At 54.7% G+C, this 18,906-nt stretch carries 31 protein-coding genes; all 31 read right to left on the reverse strand.

The window, feature by feature from the left end:
• Window positions 1-34: 34 nt before the first annotated feature.
• Window positions 35-1,489, reverse strand: a complete 1,455-nt coding sequence (locus HNQ83_RS05280) for a catalase (RefSeq protein WP_175388001.1) — start codon at window positions 1,487-1,489, stop codon at window positions 35-37.
• Between the two features lie 197 nt (window positions 1,490-1,686).
• On the reverse strand, window positions 1,687-2,073 hold the full coding sequence (gene rplQ / locus HNQ83_RS05285; protein WP_024778333.1) for a 50S ribosomal protein L17: 387 nt from the start codon (window positions 2,071-2,073) through the stop codon (window positions 1,687-1,689).
• A gap of 42 nt (window positions 2,074-2,115) precedes the next feature.
• On the reverse strand, window positions 2,116-3,117 hold the full coding sequence (gene rpoA, locus HNQ83_RS05290; protein WP_007924176.1) for a DNA-directed RNA polymerase subunit alpha: 1,002 nt from the start codon (window positions 3,115-3,117) through the stop codon (window positions 2,116-2,118).
• A 22-nt stretch (window positions 3,118-3,139) separates the two neighbouring features.
• Window positions 3,140-3,760 (reverse strand): 30S ribosomal protein S4, encoded by a 621-nt coding sequence (gene rpsD, locus HNQ83_RS05295; protein ID WP_003176404.1) that lies wholly within the window; start codon window positions 3,758-3,760, stop codon window positions 3,140-3,142.
• An 18-nt stretch (window positions 3,761-3,778) separates the two neighbouring features.
• On the reverse strand, window positions 3,779-4,168 hold the full coding sequence (gene rpsK, locus HNQ83_RS05300; RefSeq protein ID WP_002555466.1) for a 30S ribosomal protein S11: 390 nt from the start codon (window positions 4,166-4,168) through the stop codon (window positions 3,779-3,781).
• Between the two features lie 30 nt (window positions 4,169-4,198).
• Window positions 4,199-4,555 carry a 30S ribosomal protein S13 gene (gene rpsM, locus HNQ83_RS05305; protein WP_009045849.1) on the reverse strand — a complete coding sequence of 119 codons (357 nt, stop codon included), beginning with the start codon at window positions 4,553-4,555 and terminating at the stop codon, window positions 4,199-4,201.
• Window positions 4,556-4,685: 130 nt separating this feature from the next.
• Window positions 4,686-4,802 carry a 50S ribosomal protein L36 gene (gene rpmJ / locus HNQ83_RS05310; protein ID WP_002555468.1) on the reverse strand — a complete coding sequence of 39 codons (117 nt, stop codon included), beginning with the start codon at window positions 4,800-4,802 and terminating at the stop codon, window positions 4,686-4,688.
• Window positions 4,803-4,829: 27 nt separating this feature from the next.
• Entirely contained in the window at window positions 4,830-6,158 is a 1,329-nt protein-coding gene (gene secY, locus HNQ83_RS05315; RefSeq protein ID WP_003228718.1) for a preprotein translocase subunit SecY, read from the reverse strand.
• A complete protein-coding gene (gene rplO / locus HNQ83_RS05320) occupies window positions 6,159-6,596 on the reverse strand; it encodes a 50S ribosomal protein L15 (protein WP_003228720.1) in 438 nt (145 codons plus the stop codon).
• Between the two features lie 3 nt (window positions 6,597-6,599).
• Entirely contained in the window at window positions 6,600-6,776 is a 177-nt protein-coding gene (gene rpmD, locus HNQ83_RS05325) for a 50S ribosomal protein L30 (RefSeq protein WP_003176408.1), read from the reverse strand.
• Window positions 6,777-6,778: 2 nt separating this feature from the next.
• The gene (rpsE, locus tag HNQ83_RS05330) at window positions 6,779-7,279 is read right to left on the reverse strand and encodes a 30S ribosomal protein S5 (RefSeq protein WP_003186035.1); all 501 of its coding nucleotides are present in this window, start codon (window positions 7,277-7,279) and stop codon (window positions 6,779-6,781) included.
• Between the two features lie 3 nt (window positions 7,280-7,282).
• Window positions 7,283-7,633, reverse strand: a complete 351-nt coding sequence (gene rplR, locus HNQ83_RS05335) for a 50S ribosomal protein L18 (protein WP_003186037.1) — start codon at window positions 7,631-7,633, stop codon at window positions 7,283-7,285.
• Between the two features lie 10 nt (window positions 7,634-7,643).
• Complete coding sequence (rplF, locus tag HNQ83_RS05340) at window positions 7,644-8,177, reverse strand: 50S ribosomal protein L6 (RefSeq protein WP_003176412.1); 534 nt, start codon at window positions 8,175-8,177, stop codon at window positions 7,644-7,646.
• 12 nt (window positions 8,178-8,189) lie between these two features.
• A complete protein-coding gene (gene rpsH / locus HNQ83_RS05345) occupies window positions 8,190-8,582 on the reverse strand; it encodes a 30S ribosomal protein S8 (protein ID WP_003228724.1) in 393 nt (130 codons plus the stop codon).
• 209 nt (window positions 8,583-8,791) lie between these two features.
• Window positions 8,792-9,097 carry a 30S ribosomal protein S14 gene (rpsN, locus tag HNQ83_RS05350; RefSeq protein WP_027617689.1) on the reverse strand — a complete coding sequence of 102 codons (306 nt, stop codon included), beginning with the start codon at window positions 9,095-9,097 and terminating at the stop codon, window positions 8,792-8,794.
• A 13-nt stretch (window positions 9,098-9,110) separates the two neighbouring features.
• Entirely contained in the window at window positions 9,111-9,650 is a 540-nt protein-coding gene (gene rplE, locus HNQ83_RS05355; RefSeq protein ID WP_003210069.1) for a 50S ribosomal protein L5, read from the reverse strand.
• 20 nt (window positions 9,651-9,670) lie between these two features.
• Window positions 9,671-9,985, reverse strand: coding sequence for a 50S ribosomal protein L24 (rplX, locus tag HNQ83_RS05360; RefSeq protein WP_003186046.1), 315 nt, complete (start codon window positions 9,983-9,985; stop codon window positions 9,671-9,673).
• A gap of 11 nt (window positions 9,986-9,996) precedes the next feature.
• Window positions 9,997-10,365: a 50S ribosomal protein L14 gene (rplN, locus tag HNQ83_RS05365; protein WP_002555479.1), complete on the reverse strand. Its 369-nt coding sequence runs from the start codon at window positions 10,363-10,365 to the stop codon at window positions 9,997-9,999.
• A gap of 23 nt (window positions 10,366-10,388) precedes the next feature.
• Complete coding sequence (gene rpsQ / locus HNQ83_RS05370) at window positions 10,389-10,655, reverse strand: 30S ribosomal protein S17 (protein WP_003176419.1); 267 nt, start codon at window positions 10,653-10,655, stop codon at window positions 10,389-10,391.
• 2 nt (window positions 10,656-10,657) lie between these two features.
• The gene (rpmC, locus tag HNQ83_RS05375) at window positions 10,658-10,849 is read right to left on the reverse strand and encodes a 50S ribosomal protein L29 (protein WP_002555481.1); all 192 of its coding nucleotides are present in this window, start codon (window positions 10,847-10,849) and stop codon (window positions 10,658-10,660) included.
• Window positions 10,849-11,262, reverse strand: a complete 414-nt coding sequence (gene rplP, locus HNQ83_RS05380; protein WP_003228729.1) for a 50S ribosomal protein L16 — start codon at window positions 11,260-11,262, stop codon at window positions 10,849-10,851. The genes rpmC and rplP overlap by 1 nt, the downstream gene beginning before the upstream one ends.
• 12 nt (window positions 11,263-11,274) lie before the next feature.
• Window positions 11,275-11,961 (reverse strand): 30S ribosomal protein S3, encoded by a 687-nt coding sequence (rpsC, locus tag HNQ83_RS05385; RefSeq protein ID WP_007970424.1) that lies wholly within the window; start codon window positions 11,959-11,961, stop codon window positions 11,275-11,277.
• A gap of 13 nt (window positions 11,962-11,974) precedes the next feature.
• The gene (rplV, locus tag HNQ83_RS05390; RefSeq protein ID WP_003103908.1) at window positions 11,975-12,307 is read right to left on the reverse strand and encodes a 50S ribosomal protein L22; all 333 of its coding nucleotides are present in this window, start codon (window positions 12,305-12,307) and stop codon (window positions 11,975-11,977) included.
• Window positions 12,308-12,318: 11 nt separating this feature from the next.
• Complete coding sequence (gene rpsS, locus HNQ83_RS05395; protein ID WP_002555486.1) at window positions 12,319-12,594, reverse strand: 30S ribosomal protein S19; 276 nt, start codon at window positions 12,592-12,594, stop codon at window positions 12,319-12,321.
• A gap of 16 nt (window positions 12,595-12,610) precedes the next feature.
• Window positions 12,611-13,435, reverse strand: coding sequence for a 50S ribosomal protein L2 (rplB, locus tag HNQ83_RS05400; protein ID WP_003186055.1), 825 nt, complete (start codon window positions 13,433-13,435; stop codon window positions 12,611-12,613).
• A gap of 14 nt (window positions 13,436-13,449) precedes the next feature.
• Window positions 13,450-13,749: a 50S ribosomal protein L23 gene (gene rplW, locus HNQ83_RS05405; protein ID WP_002555488.1), complete on the reverse strand. Its 300-nt coding sequence runs from the start codon at window positions 13,747-13,749 to the stop codon at window positions 13,450-13,452.
• On the reverse strand, window positions 13,746-14,348 hold the full coding sequence (rplD, locus tag HNQ83_RS05410; protein ID WP_003228735.1) for a 50S ribosomal protein L4: 603 nt from the start codon (window positions 14,346-14,348) through the stop codon (window positions 13,746-13,748). Before rplD ends, rplW begins: the two co-directional genes overlap by 4 nt.
• 12 nt (window positions 14,349-14,360) lie before the next feature.
• A complete protein-coding gene (rplC, locus tag HNQ83_RS05415) occupies window positions 14,361-14,996 on the reverse strand; it encodes a 50S ribosomal protein L3 (RefSeq protein ID WP_003186059.1) in 636 nt (211 codons plus the stop codon).
• An 80-nt stretch (window positions 14,997-15,076) separates the two neighbouring features.
• Window positions 15,077-15,388: a 30S ribosomal protein S10 gene (gene rpsJ / locus HNQ83_RS05420; protein ID WP_003186070.1), complete on the reverse strand. Its 312-nt coding sequence runs from the start codon at window positions 15,386-15,388 to the stop codon at window positions 15,077-15,079.
• Window positions 15,389-15,546: 158 nt separating this feature from the next.
• Window positions 15,547-16,740, reverse strand: coding sequence for an elongation factor Tu (gene tuf, locus HNQ83_RS05425; RefSeq protein ID WP_175388002.1), 1,194 nt, complete (start codon window positions 16,738-16,740; stop codon window positions 15,547-15,549).
• A gap of 30 nt (window positions 16,741-16,770) precedes the next feature.
• Window positions 16,771-18,876, reverse strand: coding sequence for an elongation factor G (gene fusA / locus HNQ83_RS05430; RefSeq protein WP_175388003.1), 2,106 nt, complete (start codon window positions 18,874-18,876; stop codon window positions 16,771-16,773).
• Between the last annotated feature and the right edge of the window lie 30 nt (window positions 18,877-18,906).

The following is an 18,906-nucleotide window of genomic DNA, read 5'->3' on the forward strand; positions in this document are numbered from 1 at the left end:
AAACCGCCCAAATAAGGGCGGTTCTGCTTCTCATTTAGACTTCGTTAAACTGTACGTTCAAAAGCTTTGCGATTGCTTCTCCATACGCCGGATCGGCCCTGAAGAAATGCTGCAATTGACGGTCTACGACATCGCTCGATACACCCGCCATCGCTCCAGCGATGTTACTAACCAACAAGGCTTTCTGCTCCTCATCCATCAGGCGGAACAGCGCGCCAGCGTGGCTGTAGTAGTCAGTATCTTCGCGATGATCGTAGCGATCAGCCGCACCGCTCAACGCTAACGCAGGCTCGGCGTAACGAGGTGCCTGCTTCGGTGAATCGACATAACTGTTCGGCTCGTAGTTCGGAGCCGCGCCGCCATTGCTGCCGAAGGCCATCGAACCGTCGCGCTGATAGCTGTTGACCGGGCTGCGCGGGGCGTTCACTGGCAGTTGCTGGTGATTGGTGCCTATACGGTAACGGTGCGCATCGGCATAGGCGAATACGCGACCTTGCAGCATGCGGTCCGGCGACAGACCTACGCCCGGCACCATATTGCTTGGGCCGAAGGCTGCTTGTTCGACTTCAGCGAAGTAGTTGAGCGGGTTACGGTTCAGCTCCAGCTCACCAATCTCGATCAACGGGAACTCTTTCTGCGACCAGGTCTTGGTGACATCGAACGGGTTCTCGTAATGCGCTTCAGCCTGGGCCTCGGTCATGATCTGGATGCACACACTCCATTTCGGGAAGTCACCGCGCTCAATGGCCTCGAACAAGTCGCGCTGGGCGTAATCAGGGTCAGTACCGGCCAGACGCGCTGCTTCCGCCGGAGCCAGGTTCTTGATCCCCTGTTTGGTCTTGTAGTGCCACTTCACCCAGTGACGCTCGCCGCTGGCATTAATCAGGCTGTAGGTGTGGCTGCCGAAGCCGTGCATGTGGCGATAGCCATCAGGGATGCCACGATCCGAAAACAGGATGGTGACCTGGTGCAACGCCTCGGGAGAGTGCGACCAGAAATCCCAAATCGCCTGAGGACTTTTGAGGTTGCTCTGTGGCAGACGTTTTTGGGTGTGAATAAAGTCCGGGAATTTCAGCGGATCACGGATAAAAAACACGGGTGTGTTGTTACCCACGATGTCCCAGTTACCTTCTTCGGTGTAGAACTTCAAAGCGAAGCCACGCGGATCGCGCTCGGTATCAGCCGAACCGCGCTCACCACCCACAGTAGAAAAGCGCAGAAAGGTGGGTGTTTGCTTGCCAACGGATTCGAACAGCTTGGCGCTGGTGTAAGGGGTGATATCGCGAGTGACGGTAAACGTACCGTAAGCACCCGAGCCTTTGGCGTGCACACGACGCTCTGGGATGTTTTCACGGTTGAAGTGAGCCAGCTTCTCGATCAGGTGGAAGTCGTCGAGCAGCAGCGGGCCGCGCGGGCCGGCGGAACGGGAATTTTGATTGTCGGCAACAGGAGCGCCACTGGCGGTAGTAAGCGTTTTATTCTGGCTCATGCGATCTCTTCCTTTATCGGTCTCGAACTGCCGGCTAATCGGCTGAAAGGAAGTATTGCCGAACAACATGATCACTTCTAATTCATTAGGCCATGACAATCGATAGAAATATGTAATACATATGTATGCATTCGCACTTTTCTTGCGCGCACAAAAAACCGGGCACTAGGCCCGGTTCTTTGTTTCAGACTGACGTCTTACTCAGCGGATACAGCTTCACCGCCGGTAGCACGATCAACCAACTCGACGTACGCCATAGGCGCGTTGTCGCCAGCGCGGAAACCGCACTTGAGGATGCGCAGGTAGCCACCCTCACGGGTAGCGTAACGCTTGCCCAGGTCGTTGAAGAGCTTACCAACGATAGCTTTCGAACGAGTACGGTCGAAAGCCAGACGGCGGTTAGCCAGGCTGTCTGTCTTGGCCAAAGTGATCAGCGGCTCGGCAACGCGGCGCAGTTCTTTAGCTTTTGGCAGAGTAGTTTTGATCAGCTCGTGCTCGAACAGCGACACCGCCATGTTTTGGAACATGGCCTTGCGGTGCGAGCTGGTGCGGCTCAGGTGACGACCACTTTTACGATGACGCATGGTTCATTCCTTACCAAACACTACGTTCGGTGATTACGACGATCAGGCAGTCGCCTTGTCGTCCTTCTTAAGACTTGCAGGCGGCCAGTTGTCGAGGCGCATGCCGAGGGACAGACCGCGGGAGGCCAGAACGTCCTTGATTTCAGTCAAGGATTTCTTGCCAAGGTTCGGAGTCTTCAACAGCTCTACTTCGGTACGCTGAATCAGGTCGCCGATGTAGTAGATGTTTTCCGCCTTAAGGCAGTTAGCCGAACGTACAGTCAGTTCCAGATCGTCAACCGGGCGAAGCAGGATCGGATCGATCTCGTCTTCCTGCTCGATTACCACTGGTTCGCTGTCACCTTTGAGGTCGACGAACGCAGCCAACTGCTGTTGCAGGATGGTTGCAGCGCGGCGGATAGCCTCTTCAGGATCCAGAGTACCGTTGGTTTCCAGATCAATAACCAGCTTGTCCAGGTTAGTACGCTGTTCGACACGGGCGTTTTCCACCACGTATGCGATACGGCGAACCGGGCTGAACGAAGAGTCAAGCTGCAAGCGACCGATGCTGCGGCTTTCGTCTTCATCGCTCTGACGCGAGTCGGCCGGTTCATAACCACGACCACGAGCTACTACGAGCTTCATGTTCAGGGCGCCGTTAGACGCCAGGTTAGCGATTACGTGATCGGGATTAACGATCTCGACATCATGATCCAGCTGAATATCGGCAGCGGTAACCACCCCCGAACCCTTCTTCGACAAGGTCAGCGTAACTTCGTCTCGACCGTGCAGCTTGATAGCCAGACCTTTAAGGTTCAACAGGATTTCAATTACGTCTTCCTGTACACCTTCGATGGCGCTGTACTCGTGGAGCACACCGTCAATCTCGGCCTCGACTACTGCACAGCCGGGCATTGAGGACAACAGGATGCGGCGCAGCGCGTTGCCCAGGGTGTGGCCAAAGCCACGCTCGAGAGGCTCGAGAGTGATCTTGGCGCGGGTTGGACTGACAACCTGCACATCAATGTGGCGGGGTGTCAGGAACTCATTTACCGAAATCTGCATGGATGCACCTATTTTCTAGCCCTTACTTGGAGTAGAGCTCGACAATCAGGCTTTCGTTGATGTCGGCGGACAGATCACTGCGAGCTGGAACGTTCTTGAAAACGCCCGACTTCTTCTCAGTGTCTACTTCTACCCATTCTACGCGGCCACGTTGGGCACACAGATCGAGAGCTTGGACAATGCGAAGTTGGTTTTTTGCTTTCTCGCGAACAGCGACCACGTCACCAGCACGAACCTGGTAGGACGGAACGTTAACGGTTTGACCGTTTACGCTGATCGACTTGTGCGATACCAGCTGACGGGATTCGGCACGAGTCGAACCAAAGCCCATACGGTATACAACGTTGTCCAGACGGCATTCGAGCAGTTGCAACAGGTTTTCGCCAGTTGCGCCTTTCTTGCCAGCAGCTTCTTTGTAGTAGCCGCTGAATTGACGCTCGAGAACGCCGTAGATACGACGGACCTTCTGCTTTTCACGCAGTTGGGTGCCGTAGTCGGACTGGCGACCGCGGCGCTGGCCGTGGATACCAGGTGCTGCTTCAATGTTGCACTTCGATTCGATCGCGCGCACGCCGCTCTTCAGGAAGAGATCGGTGCCTTCGCGACGAGCGAGTTTGCATTTTGGACCAATGTAACGAGCCATTCTTTACAATCTCCTGGATTACACGCGGCGCTTCTTCGGCGGACGGCACCCGTTGTGCGGGATTGGCGTCACGTCGGTGATGCTGGCGATCTTGTAGCCACAGCCGTTCAAAGCGCGGACTGCAGATTCACGACCTGGACCTGGACCTTTGACGTTGACGTCGAGGTTTTTCAGGCCGTATTCCAGCGCAGCTTGACCAGCACGTTCAGCAGCTACTTGAGCAGCAAACGGGGTGGACTTGCGGGAACCGCGGAAACCCGAACCACCGGAGGTAGCCCAGGAAAGAGCGTTACCTTGACGGTCGGTGATGGTCACGATGGTGTTGTTAAAAGATGCATGGATGTGGGCGATGCCATCAACCACTGTCTTTTTAACTTTTTTACGAGGACGAGCAGCAGGTTTTGCCATGATTAAATTCCTGTCGATTCGCTGGGGCGATTACTTGCGGATCGGCTTACGCGGACCTTTACGGGTACGCGCGTTGGTCTTGGTACGCTGACCGCGTACTGGCAGACCACGACGATGACGCAGACCGCGATAGCAACCGAGGTCCATCAAGCGCTTGATTTTCATGTTGATTTCGCGACGCAGGTCACCTTCAGTGGTGAACTTCGCCACTTCGCCACGCAGCTGTTCAATTTGCTCGTCGCTCAGATCTTTGATCTTTGCTGCTGGGTTTACCCCAGTCTCTGCACAAATTTTCTGTGCAGTAGTGCGACCAACACCATAGATGTAGGTCAGCGAGATAACAGTATGCTTGTTATCTGGAATGTTAACGCCTGCAATACGGGCCATTCAGTGGGACTCCAATTGACAGCTACCTACGCCCCGGAAGCCAAGAAATAGGGCGCGAGATAATATCGCTGTAATAACAAATAATCAACCCGGCAGCGCACTAGCTGCCGGGCTTGAAGCACAATCACACTCAGCCTTGGCGCTGTTTGTGACGCGGTTCCGCGCTGCAAATTACTCGAACAACACCTTCGCGGCGAATAATCTTGCAGTTACGGCACAGCTTTTTCACCGATGCACGAACTTTCATCACCAACTCCTCGAACCTTATGGGTACTCAGCGCAACATGCCGCTGCCGTAACCCTTCAGGTTGGCTTTCTTCATCAGGGATTCGTACTGGTGCGAAACGAGGTGCGATTGTACTTGGGACATGAAGTCCATCACAACCACGACCACGATCAGCAACGAGGTCCCGCCAAGGTAGAACGGTACGTTGGCTGCAACCACCAGGAACTGGGGCAACAGGCAGACGGCCGTCATGTAAAGAGCACCGAACATGGTCAAGCGAGTCAGAACGCCATCAATGTAGCGCGCAGACTGCTCACCTGGACGGATACCCGGAATAAAGGCACCGGACTTCTTCAGGTTTTCCGCTACGTCTTTCGGATTGAACATCAACGCCGTATAGAAGAAGCAGAAGAAAATAATCCCTGCACTAAACAGCAGAATATTCAACGGCTGACCAGGAGCGATCGACTGCGAGATGTCTTGCAACCAGCCCATACCTTCAGACTGGCCGAACCAGGCACCCAACGAAGCCGGGAACAGCAAGATGCTGCTCGCGAAAATAGCCGGAATAACACCGGCCATGTTCACCTTCAACGGCAAGTGGCTGGTCTGCGCAGCAAAGACCTTACGGCCCTGCTGACGCTTGGCGTAGTGAACAGCAATACGACGCTGACCACGCTCAATGAACACCACGAAACCGATAATCGCTACTGCCAGCAAACCGATGGCAACCAGGGCGAAGATGTTGATATCACCCTGACGCGCAGACTCGAAAGACTGCCCGATCGCTCTCGGAAGACCGGCGACGATACCCGAAAAAATCAACATCGAGATACCGTTGCCAACACCACGCTCAGTAATCTGCTCACCCAGCCACATCATGAACATCGCACCAGCCACAAAAGTGGATACCGCGACGAAATGGAAGCCAAAGTCACCAGTGAACGCTACGCCCTGCCCCGCCAGACCAATGGACATGCCAATGGCCTGAACGAGAGCGAGGACGACAGTGCCGTAGCGGGTGTACTGGCTGATCTTGCGACGGCCAGCTTCACCTTCCTTCTTCAACTGTTCCAGCTGCGGGCTGACGGCGGTCATCAGTTGCATGATGATCGATGCCGAAATGTACGGCATGATCCCCAGTGCAAAGATGCTCATCCGCTCCAGCGCGCCGCCGGAAAACATGTTGAACAAGCTAAGAATGGTCCCCTCATTCTGTCGAAACAGGTCCGCGAGTCGGTCCGGGTTGATACCTGGAACCGGGATGTGTGCGCCTATTCGGTAGACGATAATCGCCAGGAACAGAAAACGCAGACGAGCCCAGAGTTCAGACATACCGCCTTTGCCGAGCGCAGAGAGAGCACCTTGCTTAGCCATTTATTCCTCGAACTTGCCGCCAGCTGCTTCGATAGCCGCACGCGCACCTTTGGTGGCGCCGATTCCCTTCCCGATGGTTACAGCGCGAGTCACTTCGCCGGACAGCATGATTTTCACACGCTGAACGTTGACGTTGATCACGTTGGCATCTTTCAGAGACTGCACGGTGACGATGTCGCCTTCCACTTTAGCCAGCTCGGAGAGACGCACTTCTGCGCGATCCATAGCCTTCAGGGAAACGAAACCGAACTTCGGCAGGCGACGATGCAGCGGCTGTTGACCGCCTTCAAAGCCTGGAGCAATGGTGCCACCGGAGCGGGAAGTCTGACCTTTGTGACCACGGCCACCAGTCTTACCCAAACCACTACCGATACCACGGCCCGGACGATGCTTTTCGCGACGGGAACCCGGCGCTGGACTCAGATCATTGAGTTTCATCGATTAACCCTCGACACGCAGCATGTAGTAAGCCTTGTTGATCATCCCGCGATTCTCGGGAGTATCCTGGACTTCTACAGTGTGACCGATGCGACGCAGACCCAGACCCTTAACGCACAGTTTGTGGTTAGGGATGCGGCCGGTCATGCTTTTGATCAGCGTAACTTTAACGGTAGCCATGATCAGAAGATCTCCTTGACGCTTTTGCCACGCTTGGCAGCAATGGACTCAGGAGACTGCATTGCCTTCAAACCTTTGAAAGTGGCGTGAACCACGTTTACAGGGTTAGTCGAGCCGTAGCACTTGGCCAGAACGTTCTGAACGCCAGCAACCTCGAGAACGGCACGCATTGCGCCGCCAGCGATGATACCGGTACCTTCAGAAGCAGGCTGCATGTACACCTTCGAAGCGCCGTGAGCGGACTTCATTGCGTACTGCAGGGTGGTGCCGTTCAGATCAACTTGGATCATGTTGCGGCGAGCAGCTTCCATTGCCTTCTGGATCGCAGCAGGCACTTCACGCGACTTGCCACGGCCGAAGCCAACACGCCCTTTACCATCACCTACCACGGTCAACGCGGTGAAAGTGAAGATACGGCCGCCTTTTACGGTTTTGGCTACGCGGTTAACTTGAACCAGCTTCTCGATGTAGCCTTCGTCGCGCTTTTGGTCGTTATTTGACATAACTTAGAACTCCAGCCCAGCTTCACGAGCAGCATCAGCCAGCGCTTTAACGCGGCCATGGTACTTGAAGCCAGAGCGGTCGAAAGCCACCTGCGAGACGCCAGCGGCCTTAGCACGCGTAGCGACCAGCTGGCCAACCTTAGTGGCCGCGTCGATGTTGCCAGTGGCGCCATCACGCAGTTCTTTATCCAAAGTCGAGGCGCTTGCCAGGACTTTGTTGCCGTCGGCCGAAATGACCTGGGCGTAGATGTGCTGCGAAGAGCGGAACACGCAGAGACGCACGACTTCGAGTTCGTGCATTTTCAGGCGTGCTTTGCGAGCGCGACGCAGTCGAGTAACTTTTTTGTCGGTCATTTGCTATGCCCTACTTCTTCTTGGCTTCTTTACGACGGACGACTTCGTCCGCGTAGCGCACACCTTTGCCTTTGTACGGCTCTGGTGGACGGAAGTCGCGGATCTCGGCGGCCACTTGACCTACCAGCTGCTTGTCGATGCCCTTGATCAGGATATCGGTCTGGCTAGGAGTCTCAGCGGTGATGCCTTCCGGCAGTTCGTAATCCACTGGATGCGAGAAGCCAAGAGCCAGGTTCAGCACTGTGCCTTTTGCTTGCGCTTTGTAACCAACACCGACCAGCTGGAGCTTGCGCTCGAAGCCTTGGCTTACGCCTTGGACCATGTTGTTAACCAACGCACGAGTGGTACCAGCCATTGCGCGAGTCTGTTGATCGCCATTGCGAGCAGCAAAACGCAGCTCACCAGCTTCTTCAACGATCTCAACGGACGAATGGATGTTCAGTTCGAGAGTGCCCTTGGCACCCTTCACCGAAAGCTGTTGGCCTGCGAATTTTACTTCGACGCCGGCTGGCAGCTTAACGGGGTTCTTAGCGACGCGAGACATGCTTATCCCCCCTTAGAACACAGTGCAAAGAACTTCGCCGCCGACACCGGCAGCGCGCGCAGCACGATCAGTCATCACACCCTTGTTGGTGGAGACGATAGACACACCGAGACCGCCACGAACTTTCGGCAGATCTTCGACGGACTTGTACTGACGCAGGCCTGGACGGCTAACGCGCTTCACTTCTTCGATAACCGGACGGCCTTCGAAGTATTTCAGCTCGATAGACAGCAGTGGTTTGGTTTCGCTGCTGATCTGATAACCCGCGATGTAACCTTCGTCCTTCAGGACTTTGGCAACAGCTACCTTCAACGTGGAAGATGGCATGCTTACGACGGACTTTTCAGCCATCTGGGCATTACGGATTCGAGTTAGCATGTCCGCTAACGGGTCCTGCATACTCATGGGCTAGACGCTCCTAATACAGAAAAATTAGCCTTGCGGCTACTACGTGTCGCCGAGAATCTCCGGGTATAAAAAACACGGGCTCAGGCGAGCCGGGTATTCTAGACACACCCCAGAAATGAATCAAGCCCCAAAAGGGGCTTGATCCAGATTCAAGGCCACCGGCGGTCAGGATCTTGCGAACCTGAACGCCGAGACTTTGACAGTACTTACCAGCTGGCTTTAACCAGACCTGGTACGTCACCACGCATTGCCGCTTCACGCAGTTTGTTACGGCCAAGGCCGAACTTGCGGTAAACGCCGTGCGGACGACCGGTCAGGCGGCAGCGGTTACGCATGCGCGAAGCGCTGGCGTCACGTGGCTGCTTTTGCAGAGCAACTGTAGCTTCCCAACGCGCTTCTGGACTTGCGTTCAGATCAACGATGATAGCTTTCAGTGCTGCACGCTTTTTGGCGTACTTGGCAACGGTGAGCTGACGCTTCAGCTCACGGTTTTTCATGCTCTTCTTGGCCATTTTCCTACTCCAATCAGTTGCGGAACGGGAATTTGAAAGCACGCAGCAGTGCGCGGCCTTCGTCATCGTTCTTGGCAGTGGTGGTCAGGGTAATGTCCAGACCGCGGAGAGCATCGATCTTGTCGTAGTCGATTTCCGGGAAAATGATCTGCTCTTTCACGCCCATGCTGTAGTTACCACGACCATCGAAGGACTTGGCATTCAGACCGCGGAAGTCGCGGACCCGAGGCAGGGAGATCGACAGCAGACGATCCAGGAATTCATACATACGCTCACGGCGCAGGGTCACTTTGACGCCAATCGGCCAACCTTCACGGACTTTAAAGCCTGCGATGGATTTGCGAGCGTAGGTCACAACGACTTTCTGGCCGGTGATCTTTTCCAGGTCAGCAACAGCGTGCTCGATGACTTTTTTGTCGCCGATCGCTTCGCCCAGACCCATGTTCAGGGTGATTTTGGTAACGCGCGGAACTTCCATCACGTTCGAAAGCTTAAGTTCTTCCTTAAGTTTCGGAGCGATTTCCTTCCGGTAAATCTCTTTTAGTCGTGCCATGGTCTTCTACCTAGCAGTGTTCAAGCATCAACCGCTTTTTGGGTCGACTTGAAGACACGAATTTTCTTACCGTCTTCTACTTTGAAACCAACGCGGTCAGCCTTGTTGGTTTCGCCGTTGAAGATGGCGACGTTGGAAGCGTGCAGTGGCGCTTCTTTCTCGACGATACCGCCTTGTACGCCCGACATCGGGTTAGGCTTGGTATGACGCTTGACCAGGTTCAGACCACCAACAACCAGACGGTTGTCAGCAAGAACCTTCAGCACCTTACCGCGCTTACCTTTGTCTTTGCCGGCGATCACGATGATCTCGTCGTCACGACGAATCTTTTGCATGTCGGATCTCCTTACAGCACTTCTGGGGCGAGCGAGACGATCTTCATGAACTTCTCAGTACGAAGTTCACGGGTCACTGGCCCAAAGATACGGGTGCCGATCGGCTCTTGCTTGTTGTTCAGAAGAACAGCAGCGTTGCCATCAAAGCGGATAATGGAGCCATCAGCACGACGTACGCCGTGACGAGTGCGGACTACAACAGCAGTCATCACTTGGCCTTTTTTCACTTTACCGCGAGGAATTGCTTCCTTGACGGTAACTTTGATGATGTCACCGATACCAGCGTAACGACGATGGGAGCCACCCAGCACCTTGATGCACATAACGCGGCGTGCGCCGCTGTTATCGGCCACATCGAGCATGGATTGAGTCTGAATCATATAATTTCTCCGACCCCTAGTCCTTAGACTTCCACAGCGCGTTCGAGAACATCAACCAGCGCCCAAGACTTGGTCTTGGCCAAAGGACGAGTTTCACGAATAGTGACTTTGTCGCCGATGTGGCACTGATTGGTTTCGTCGTGCGCGTGCAGCTTAGTCGAACGCTTAACGTATTTACCGTAGATCGGGTGCTTAACGCGACGCTCGATCAGAACGGTGATGGTTTTGTCCATCTTGTCGCTGACAACACGGCCAGTCAGCGTACGGACAGTCTTTTCGGCTTCAGCCATGATTACTTACCTGCCTGCTGGTTGAGCACAGTCTTCACGCGAGCGATGTCACGCTTAACTTGCGAGAGCAGATGAGACTGCCCCAACTGGCCAGTTGCTTTCTGCATGCGCAGATTGAACTGGTCGCGCAGCAAGCCGAGCAGTTGCTCGTTCAGCTGCTGTGCGGATTTTTCACGAAGTTCATTCGCTTTCATCACATCACCGTCCGTTTAACAAAGGAGGTGGCGAGCGGCAGCTTTGCAGCAGCCAGGGCGAAAGCCTCACGCGCCAGCTCTTCAGAAACACCCTCGATTTCATACAGGACTTTGCCTGGCTGAATCTGGGCAACCCAGTATTCGACGTTACCCTTACCTTTACCCATCCGAACTTCGAGTGGCTTTTTGGAAATAGGCTTGTCCGGGAATACACGGATCCAGATCTTGCCGCCACGTTTTACGTGACGGGTCAGTGCACGACGCGCTGACTCGATCTGACGAGCGGTGAGACGACCACGAGCTACAGACTTCAGCGCGAACTCGCCGAAGCTGACTTTGCTACCGCGCAATGCCAGGCCACGGTTGTGACCGGTCATTTGCTTGCGGAACTTCGTACGCTTTGGTTGCAACATTTGGCGTACCCCTTACTTAGCAGCTTTTTTACGAGGCGCTGGTGCTTGTGGCTTCAGCTCTTCTTGGCGACCACCAATTACTTCGCCTTTGAAGATCCAAACCTTTACACCGATCACACCGTAGGTGGTGTGAGCTTCGTAGTTGGCATAGTCGATGTCGGCACGCAGGGTGTGCAGAGGCACACGACCTTCGCGATACCATTCAGTACGTGCGATTTCAGCACCGCCGAGACGACCGCTCACTTGGATTTTGATGCCTTTGGCACCAATGCGCATGGCGTTCTGTACAGCGCGCTTCATAGCGCGACGGAACATTACGCGACGCTCCAGCTGCTGAGCTACGCTCTGCGCAACCAGCATACCGTCGAGCTCCGGCTTGCGGATCTCTTCGATATTGATGTGCACAGGCACACCCATTTGCTTGGTCAGGTCCTGACGCAGTTTCTCAACATCTTCACCTTTCTTCCCGATAACGATACCTGGACGAGCGGTGTGGATGGTGATGCGTGCAGTTTGGGCCGGACGATGGATATCGATACGGCTTACGGACGCGCTTTTTAGTTTGTCTTGGAGATACTCACGCACATTCAGATCTGCGAGCAAATAGTCCGCATAAGTCCGACCGTCTGCGTACCAGACGGAGGTGTGCTCCTTGACGATTCCCAGGCGAATGCCAATGGGATGTACTTTCTGACCCATCTCTTCGACTCCGTTACTTGTCAGCAACCTTGACAGTGATATGGCAAGACCGCTTGACGATGCGATCAGCACGGCCTTTGGCACGTGGCATGATGCGCTTCAGCGAACGCCCTTCGTTGACGAAAACGGTGCTGACCTTCAGGTCATCAACGTCTGCGCCTTCGTTATGCTCGGCGTTGGCTACGGCCGACTCCAGCACTTTCTTCATGATCTCGGCGGCTTTCTTACTGCTGAAAGCCAACAGGTTGAGCGCTTCGCCCACCTTCTTCCCGCGGATCTGGTCGGCGACCAAGCGGGCTTTCTGGGCGGAGATTCGAGCGCCCGACAACTTAGCGGCTACTTCCATTTCCTAACCCCTTAACGCTTGGCTTTCTTGTCTGCCACGTGCCCGCGATAAGTGCGGGTACCGGCGAACTCGCCCAGTTTGTGGCCGACCATGTCTTCGTTCACGAGAACTGGGACGTGCTGACGACCGTTGTGTACTGCGATGGTCAGACCGACCATTTGTGGCAGGATCATCGAACGGCGCGACCAGGTTTTAACTGGTTTGCGATCGTTCTTTTCCGCCGCCACTTCGATCTTCTTCAATAGGTGAAGATCGATAAAAGGACCTTTTTTCAGAGAACGTGGCACTGTCGTATCCCTCTATTTACTTGCGACGACGGACGATCATTTTGTCGGTACGCTTATTACCACGAGTCTTCGCGCCCTTAGTCGGGAAGCCCCATGGCGATACCGGATGACGACCACCAGAGGTACGACCTTCACCACCACCATGTGGGTGGTCAACCGGGTTCATGGCAACACCACGAACGGTTGGGCGAACGCCACGCCAGCGTTTGGCACCAGCTTTACCCAGCGAACGCAGGCTGTGCTCGGAGTTCGAGACTTCGCCCAGGGTCGCACGGCATTCAGCCAGCACTTTACGCATCTCACCAGAACGCAGACGCAGGGTCACGTAAACGCCTTCACGGGCGATCAGCTGAGCCGAAGCACCAGCGGAACGAGCGATCTGTGCGCCTTTACCTGGCTTCAATTCGATGCCGTGTACGGTGCTACCAACTGGAATGTTACGCAGTTGCAGAGCGTTGCCCGGCTTGATCGGCGCCAGAGCACCTGCGATCAGCTGGTCGCCAGCGCTCACGCCTTTAGGGGCGATGATGTAGCGACGCTCGCCATCTGCGTACAGCAGCAGAGCGATGTGAGCAGTACGGTTTGGATCGTATTCGATACGCTCGACAGTGGCAGCGATGCCATCTTTGTCGTTGCGACGGAAGTCGACCAGACGATAATGCTGCTTATGACCACCACCGATGTGACGAGTGGTAATACGGCCATTGTTGTTACGACCACCAGACTTCGATTTCTTCTCGAGCAGCGGTGCGTGAGGAGCGCCTTTATGCAGCTCCTGGTTGACCACCTTGACCACAAAACGGCGGCCAGGGGAAGTCGGTTTGCATTTAACGATTGCCATGATGCACCCCTTCCTTACTCAGCACTGCTGCTGAAATCGAGATCTTGGCCTGGCTGAAGGGAGATAACTGCCTTCTTCCAGTCATTACGCTTGCCCAGACCGCGAGCAGTGCGCTTGCTCTTACCCAGAACATTCAGGGTAGTAACACGCTCTACTTTCACGCTGAACAGGCTTTCGACGGCCTTCTTGATTTCCAGCTTGGTTGCATCAGTAGCAACCTTGAAAACGAACTGGCCTTTCTTGTCTGCCAGAACCGTAGCCTTCTCGGAAACGTGCGGGCCAAGCAGAACTTTAAATACGCGTTCCTGGTTCATCCCAGCAGCTCCTCGAATTTCTTCACGGCCGACACGGTGATCAACACCTTGTCGTATGCGATCAGACTAACTGGATCGGAACCTTGCACGTCACGTACATCTACGTGTGGCAGGTTACGAGCAGCCAGGTACAGGTTCTGATCAACAGCGTCCGACACGATCAGAACATCGGTCAGGCTCATGTTGTTCAGCTTGCCCAGCAGGTCTTTGGTTTTCGGCGTTTCAACGGCGAAATCCTGAACCACAACCAGACGATCAGTACGCACCAGCTCAGCAAGGATGGAACGCATTGCTGCGCGATACATCTTCTTGTTCAGCTTCTGGGAGTGATCCTGAGGACGAGCTGCGAAAGTGGTACCGCCGCCACGCCAGATTGGGCTACGGATAGTACCGGCACGAGCACGGCCAGTACCTTTCTGACGCCATGGGCGCTTACCGCCACCACGAACGTCGGAACGGGTCTTTTGCTGCTTGGAACCCTGACGACCGCCAGCCATGTAGGCCACGACTGCTTGGTGAACCAGCGTCTCGTTGAATTCGCCGCCAAATGTCAGTTCGGAAACTTCGATCGCTTGAGCGTCATTTACATTTAATTGCATGTCAGCTTCCCCTTAACCGCGAGCCTTGGCTGCTGGACGTACAACCAAGTTGCCGCCAGTAGCGCCAGGAACAGCGCCCTTGACCAACAACAGATTGCGTTCAGCGTCCACGCGCACTACTTCGAGGGACTGCACGGTCACGCGCTCAGCGCCCATATGACCGGACATTTTTTTGCCCTTGAATACACGACCAGGAGTCTGGCACTGGCCGATAGAGCCTGGAACGCGGTGGGATACGGAGTTACCGTGGGTGTTATCTTGCCCGCGGAAATTCCAACGCTTGATCGTACCCTGGAAGCCTTTACCTTTGGACTGACCGGTTACATCAACCAGTTGACCAGCGGCGAAGATTTCAGCGTTGATCAGATCGCCGGCCTGGTACTCGCCTTCTTCAAGGCGGAATTCCATTACGGTACGACCAGCGGCAACGTTCGCTTTAGCGAAGTGGCCAGCCTGAGCTGCTGTTACACGCGAAGCACGACGCTCGCCGACAGTGACTTGCACTGCACGATAGCCATCGGTCTCTTCAGTTTTGAACTGGGTGACGCGATTCGGCTCGATCTCAATGACCGTGACCGGAATGGAGACACCTTCTTCGGTGAAAATACGGGTCATACCGCATTTACGACCGACTACACCAATAGTCATGTTGTAAACCTCATGAGTGTACGGGGCTTTCACCCGCTATGGCCGCCCATTTCAGAGCGTTACACGACTAAGACCGAGTCTTAGCCGAGGCTGATCTGCACTTCCACACCGGCCGCAAGATCAAGCTTCATAAGAGCATCAACGGTTTTATCCGTTGGCTGGACGATGTCCAGAACACGCTTATGAGTACGGATCTCGTACTGGTCACGCGCGTCTTTGTTGACGTGCGGGGAGACCAGAACGGTGAACCGCTCTTTACGGGTAGGCAGTGGAATTGGACCACGCACTTGAGCACCAGTACGTTTCGCGGTTTCCACGATTTCCTGGGTTGATTGGTCGATCAGGCGATGGTCGAAAGCCTTCAACCTGATACGGATTTGCTGATTTTGCATTGGATTTCAGACTCCGGCTGCTATTCCCACCGGGCGCAATACGCCCGTTAAAAGGAGGCGCAATTCTATAGACGCCCCAGATAGGTGTCAACCCAATAAAAAAGCCCCCGCTGAGCGGGGGCTTTTTCAAAGCATCGAAGCTATCTCAAAAGAGAAGCTTACTCGATGATTTTGGCTACGACGCCAGCGCCGACGGTACGACCGCCTTCACGGATAGCGAAACGCAGACCGTCTTCCATCGCGATGGTTTTGATCAGGGTAACAACCATTTGGATGTTGTCACCTGGCATGACCATTTCAACGCCTTCTGGCAGCTCGCAGTTACCAGTCACGTCAGTAGTACGGAAGTAGAACTGCGGACGGTAGCCTTTGAAGAACGGAGTGTGACGACCGCCTTCTTCCTTGCTCAGAACGTAAACTTCTGCGGTGAACTTGGTGTGCGGCTTAACCGAACCTGGCTTAACCAGAACCTGACCACGCTCAACGTCGTCACGCTTGGTGCCACGCAGCAGAACGCCGCAGTTCTCGCCAGCACGACCTTCGTCGAGCAGCTTGCGGAACATCTCAACACCGGTGCAGGTGGTGGTGGTGGTGTCACGCAGACCAACGATTTCCAGTGCATCTTGAACGCGAACGATACCGCGCTCGATACGACCAGTTACAACAGTACCGCGACCGGAGATCGAGAATACGTCTTCGATTGGCATCAGGAACGGCTTGTCGATAGCACGCTCTGGCTCTGGGATATAGGTGTCCAGAGTTTCTACCAGCTTCTTAACAGCGGTAGTGCCCATTTCGTTGTCGTCTTTGCCTTCCAGCGCCATACGAGCGGAACCGATGATGATTGGAGTGTCATCACCCGGGAAGTCGTAAGTGCTCAGCAGATCGCGCACTTCCATCTCAACCAGTTCCAGCAGCTCAGCGTCGTCTACCAGGTCAGCCTTGTTCAGGAAAACCACGATGTACGGAACGCCTACCTGACGGGACAGCAGGATGTGCTCACGGGTTTGTGGCATCGGACCATCAGCGGCCGAGCAAACCAGGATCGCGCCGTCCATCTGGGCAGCACCGGTGATCATGTTCTTCACGTAGTCAGCGTGACCTGGGCAGTCAACGTGAGCGTAGTGACGGATCTTCGAGTTGTACTCGACGTGCGCGGTGTTGATGGTGATACCACGAGCTTTTTCTTCTGGCGCGCTGTCGATCTTGTCGAATTCAACTACGGCCGAACCGAAAACTTCGGAGCAGACGCGAGTCAGAGCTGCGGTCAGAGTGGTTTTACCGTGGTCAACGTGACCGATGGTGCCAACGTTGACGTGCGGTAGGGAACGATCAAATTTTTCTTTAGCCACGACAATTAACTCCTTGCCTAAAGGACTGAATCAGCCTTGTTTTTTGGTAACGGTTTCGACGATGTGCGACGGAGCCGTATTGTATTTTTTGAATTCCATAGAGTAGCTTGCGCGACCTTGGGACATGGAACGAACGTCGGTTGCATAACCGAACATCTCGCCCAACGGAACCTCGGCACGAATTACTTTACCGGAAACCGTATCTTCCATACCCAGGATCATGCCGCGACGACGGTTAAGGTCGCCCATCACGTCACCCATATAGTCTTCAGGCGTAACAACCTCTACCGCCATGATCGGCTCAAGCAACTCACCACCGCCCTTCTGGGCCAGTTGCTTGGTCGCCATGGAAGCAGCCACCTTAAACGCCATCTCGTTCGAGTCGACGTCGTGGTAAGAACCATCAAACACGGTAGCCTTCAGGCCGATCAGCGGATAGCCGGCAACAACGCCGTTCTTCATCTGCTCTTCGATACCCTTCTGGATCGCCGGGATGTATTCCTTAGGAACCACACCACCCACTACTTCGTTCAGGAATTGCAGACCTTCCTGACCTTCGTCAGCAGGTGCAAAACGGATCCAGCAATGACCGAACTGGCCACGACCGCCGGACTGACGAACGAACTTGCCTTCGATTTCGCAGCTCTTCGTGATGCGCTCACGATAGGAAACCTGAGGCTTACCGATGTTGGCTTCGACGTTGAACTCACGGCGCATCCGGTCAACCAGGATGTCCAGGTGCAGCTCGCCCATGCCGGAGATGATCGTTTGACCAGTCTCTTCATCAGTCTTGACGCGGAAAGATGGGTCTTCCTGAGCAAGCTTGCCCAGTGCGATACCCATTTTTTCCTGGTCATCCTTGGTCTTAGGCTCTACGGCAACCGAAATAACCGGCTCCGGGAAGTCCATGCGAACCAGGATGATTGGCTTGTCAGCGTTGCACAAAGTTTCACCAGTGGTGACGTCCTTCATGCCGATCAAGGCCGCGATGTCGCCAGCGCGCACTTCCTTGATCTCTTCACGGGCGTTTGCGTGCATTTGCACCATACGACCCACGCGCTCTTTCTTGCCTTTAACCGAGTTGATCACGCCGTCGCCGGAGGCCAACACGCCCGAGTAAACACGAACGAAGGTCAAGGTACCCACGAATGGGTCGGTAGCGATCTTGAACGCCAGAGCCGAGAACGGCTCGTTGTCGTCTGCATGACGCTCCATTTGCTTTTCCTCGTCATCCGGGTCAGTACCCTTGATGGCAGGAATGTCGGTAGGAGCAGGCAGGTAGTCGATAACGGCGTCGAGAACCAGGGGAACACCCTTGTTCTTGAACGAAGAACCGCAAACAGCCAGAACGATCTCACCAGCGATAGTACGCTGACGCAGAGCGCCCTTGATTTCCTCGATGGAGAGCTCTTCGCCTTCGAGGTACTTGTTCATCAGCTCTTCGCTGGCTTCAGCCGCAGCCTCAACCATGTTGCTGCGCCACTCTTCAGCCAGTTCCTGCAGCTCAGCAGGGATCGCTTCGCGACGAGGAGTCATGCCTTTGTCGGCATCGTTCCAGTAAACCGCTTCCATGGTCATCAGATCGATCTGACCCTGGAAGTTGTCTTCGGAACCGATAGCCAACTGGATCGGCACCGGAGTGTGACCCAGACGCTGCTTGATCTGACCGATCACGCGCAGGAAGTTTGCGCCAGCACGGTCCATCTTGTTCACGTAAACAATACGTGGAACGCCGTATTTGTTGGCTTGACGCCATACGGTTTCGGACTGCGGCTCAACACCCGAAGTACCACAGAACACAACGACCGCGCCGTCGAGTACACGCAGGGAACGCTCAACTTCAATGGTGAAGTCTACGTGACCCGGGGTGTCAATGACGTTGAAGCGGTATTGGTCTTTGTGCTGCTTCGCAGAACCCTGCCAGAAGGCGGTAATAGCAGCAGAAGTAATGGTAATACCACGCTCCTGCTCCTGCACCATCCAGTCTGTGGTCGCGGCGCCGTCATGCACCTCGCCCATTTTGTGACTTTTGCCAGTGTAAAAAAGGACGCGCTCGGTGGTGGTGGTTTTACCAGCATCCACATGAGCAACGATACCAATGTTACGGTAGCGATTAATCGGTGTAGTACGAGCCATAAAGCCCTCGCAAAATTAGTGACGCTAAAA

Origin of the sequence: Pseudomonas sp. C2B4 (assembly GCF_013359695.1) — a bacterium.
GTDB lineage: Bacteria > Pseudomonadota > Gammaproteobacteria > Pseudomonadales > Pseudomonadaceae > Aquipseudomonas.